Source organism: Roseiarcus sp. (genome assembly GCF_052145395.1).
GTDB lineage: Bacteria > Pseudomonadota > Alphaproteobacteria > Rhizobiales > Beijerinckiaceae > Roseiarcus.
Genome location: NZ_JBKQOT010000043.1, coordinates 1 through 2,599, shown reverse-complemented (window position 1 = coordinate 2,599; position 2,599 = coordinate 1). Strand labels below are relative to the sequence as shown.

The window sequence follows — 2,599 nt, the reverse complement described above, 5'->3', positions numbered from 1 at the left end:
TGGATGCTGTCGGTGACGGCGACGGTCAAAGTGTTCATCGACGTGTTCATCGGCGTCTGGGCCTTCATCCTCGCCACTATCTGGACGAACCATATCAATCCCCGCGCCGACAAGGCGAAGGCGATCGAAATCTGGCGGCGCTTCCCGAAGTTCATCCTCGGCTTCGTCGCGACTTTCGCCATCGCGCTCGTGCTTGCGCTCGCAACGCCAGCCGGCGCCTCCGGCAAGCTCGCCGCCGCGATCGGCGAGGCGAACGTGCTCAGGGTGATTTTCTTTACCCCGACCTTCTTCGCGATCGGCGTCATGTCGAACTTCCGCAAGCTGTGGGAAGACGGCCTCGGCAAGCTCGCCGCGGTCTATGTCGTCTCGCTGTTCGGCTTCGTCATCTGGGTCGGGTTCGTCATCTCCTGGCTCTTCTTCGCCGGCGTCAAGCCGCCGCTCGTTTCGTAACGGAGAACCGCGATGCCCACACCCGACCTCAGCGACGAACTGAAGGCCGCGCCTGAGCCGCTGCTGCCGATCGAAAAGAAGCTCATCGGCTCGAGCCTTGGCCTCGGCCTCGCGCTGCTCGTGCTGCTTGTCTTCGCCAATCATCTCATCCCCTTCAATTGAGGGAGGACATCCGGGATGACCGCGCCATGACGATCGACTGGACTCACTTCACGCCGCTCTCGGCTCTGGCCGGCGGGGTCCTCATCGGCGTTGCGGCGGTGTGGCTCCTCCTCGAGAACGGCCGCATCCTCGGCGCCTCCGGCCTCCTCGGCGGCCTCATTCCGCCACGCGCCGGCGACCGGCCGTGGCGGGCGGAGGCGATTTTCGGCCTCGTTCTCGCGCCCTTCGTCGCGCGCGTGCTGTTCGACACGCCGTCGCCGGCGATCGCGGCCGGACCCGCGACGCTGATCGTCGCCGGCCTTCCGGTCGGCTTCGGCACGCGCCTCGCCAACGGCTGCACCAGCGGTCATGGCGTGTGCGGGCTGGCGCGGCTGTCGCCGCGCTCGCTCGCGGCGATCTTGGCCTTCATGGCCGCGGGCTTTACCACCGTCTTCGCCGTGCGCCACGTTCTCTAAAGGGAGGCGTCCCCTTGAACTGTGTCTCTCCCTTCCTCGTCGGCCTTTTGTTCGGGCTCGGGCTCTGTCTTTCAGGCATGACCAATCCGATGAAGGTGCTGGGCTTCCTCGATCTCGCCGGCGCCTGGGACCCCTCGCTCGCCTTCGTCATGGGCGGCGCAGTCGTCGTGGCCTTCTTCGCCTTCCGCGTCGCCAAGCGGCGCGGCCGAACGCTGTCGGGGGCGCCGCTCGACCTGCCGACGTCAACGGCGATCGACGGCCGCCTGATCGGCGGGTCGCTCCTGTTCGGCGTCGGCTGGGGGCTCGCGGGCTTGTGCCCCGGCCCGGCGGTCACCGACATCGGCTTTCTCGACGGACGCGCGGCGCTGTTCGTCGTGGCGATGATTGCCGGAATGGCGGTTTTCGCCGTCCTGCCCGCTCTTCGCGCGGCGCCGACCGCCAAGGCGGCTCTGGAAGACGGCTAACGGTCGGCGGGCGCCCTCTTCCGATGCGGCTTAAGTCGCGAAGGGCTGGATTTGCGGCGCCGCTCGTCGTAGGGCGGCGCCGCCTCGGCGATCTCAGACTGTGACGTCCCGGCCCTGCATGCGCCATTGAGACATGCCGTAGTGCTTCCCGGCGTCCGCGACACCGGCCGCCGGCCTGGCGGATGAGGACCACCGGCTTGCGGTTTGGCGCGCCTCGCGATGCAGGCAGGGCGCAGAGGCCTGGCCGCTCGGCCCGTTGCGGCAGAGCGCGCGCACAAGGATTTCCCAAAACCAGAAATCTTTGCTAGGCTGAAGTCGATTCAGGAATCCGCTTGGCGGACGGGAAAGCGAGGGGGCATGGACGAACCGCGCCGAGGCCGGGTCCGAAAGGCGTTCGTCAGAACGCCCGTCTATCGACAGGCTATGGACCCGGCCCTGCAGCGCCGCGCGCCAAGCTCGGCGGCTTGGCCGTTGCATTTTCTCGCAAACTGCGAAACTAGCCGTTGAAAACGTTCAAAATACGGGTGAATAAGGCCCAGTTTCCGGGCGCCGAACGCGTGTCGAACGCATCGCGAGCGCATGCCGAAGCGCTGCCGAACCGGGGCCGAACGGCGCCGTTGAGCGCGCGCGAGCGCCAGGCGGCGCTCATTGCGCCGGGCGTCCGCAAGGGCCGGATCGTCTGCCAATCCGGCCGTTGCGCGCCTCCGCGATGCGGCGCTCGGCGTCGTCCGTCCGGTCCGGCCCGCGCGGCGGCGCCTGGAACACCGCGTCGTCGGCTGGCTCGGCTTCGGAGAGCAGCTGGTTGAGCCGCGCGAGGCCGCCGCGCGCGGCGCGCCAAAGGTTTTGCACTGCGGATCGATTGACCATCGGTCAGATCCCCGCGCCGTCGTCGAACGTCTCGTTTCGGGCTTTCGCTTGGGTGATGCTGCTGCCCGGCGGCGCGTCGCGCGTGAGCCAGACATTGCCGCCGATCGACGAGCCCCGGCCGATGGTCACGCGCCCAAGGACGGTCGCGCCCGCGTAGATCACCACGTCGTCCTCGACGATCGGATGGCGCGGCGTGTTCTT

General features: G+C 68.1%; 4 protein-coding genes and 2 pseudogenes. 4 read left to right on the top strand and 2 right to left on the bottom strand.

What is annotated here, in order from left to right; all coding sequences use genetic code 11:
• The 4 genes and pseudogenes from ACLP25_RS01400 to ACLP25_RS01385 all read left to right on the top strand — a co-directional run.
• Nucleotides 1–450, top strand: a pseudogene (locus ACLP25_RS01400) (putative sulfate exporter family transporter); the annotation flags it as partial.
• 12 nt (nt 451–462) lie between these two features.
• The gene (locus ACLP25_RS01395; protein ID WP_442467462.1) at nt 463–612 is read left to right on the top strand and encodes a hypothetical protein; all 150 of its coding nucleotides are present in this window, start codon (nt 463–465) and stop codon (nt 610–612) included.
• Between the two features lie 26 nt (nt 613–638).
• Nucleotides 639–1,067 carry a YeeE/YedE family protein gene (locus ACLP25_RS01390; RefSeq protein WP_442467461.1) on the top strand — a complete coding sequence of 143 codons (429 nt, stop codon included), beginning with the start codon at nt 639–641 and terminating at the stop codon, nt 1,065–1,067.
• Between the two features lie 14 nt (nt 1,068–1,081).
• Nucleotides 1,082–1,531 (top strand): DUF6691 family protein, encoded by a 450-nt coding sequence (locus ACLP25_RS01385; protein WP_442467460.1) that lies wholly within the window; start codon nt 1,082–1,084, stop codon nt 1,529–1,531.
• Between the two features lie 645 nt (nt 1,532–2,176).
• Here ACLP25_RS01385 and ACLP25_RS01380 read toward each other — a convergent pair.
• Together ACLP25_RS01380 and ACLP25_RS01375 are read right to left on the bottom strand one after the other, a co-directional pair.
• On the bottom strand, nt 2,177–2,398 hold the full coding sequence (locus ACLP25_RS01380; RefSeq protein ID WP_442467459.1) for a hypothetical protein: 222 nt from the start codon (nt 2,396–2,398) through the stop codon (nt 2,177–2,179).
• Nucleotides 2,399–2,401: 3 nt separating this feature from the next.
• Nucleotides 2,402–2,599, bottom strand: a pseudogene (locus ACLP25_RS01375) (serine O-acetyltransferase EpsC); the annotation flags it as partial.

Excerpts from the sequence above, each read along its gene's own strand:
- ACLP25_RS01395 (WP_442467462.1), top strand. The coding sequence starts at position 463 with ATGCCCACACCCGACCTCAGCGACGAACTGAAGGCCGCGCCTGAGCCG.
- ACLP25_RS01390 (WP_442467461.1), top strand. The coding sequence starts at position 639 with ATGACGATCGACTGGACTCACTTCACGCCGCTCTCGGCTCTGGCCGGC.
- ACLP25_RS01380 (WP_442467459.1), bottom strand. The coding sequence starts at position 2,398 with ATGGTCAATCGATCCGCAGTGCAAAACCTTTGGCGCGCCGCGCGCGGC.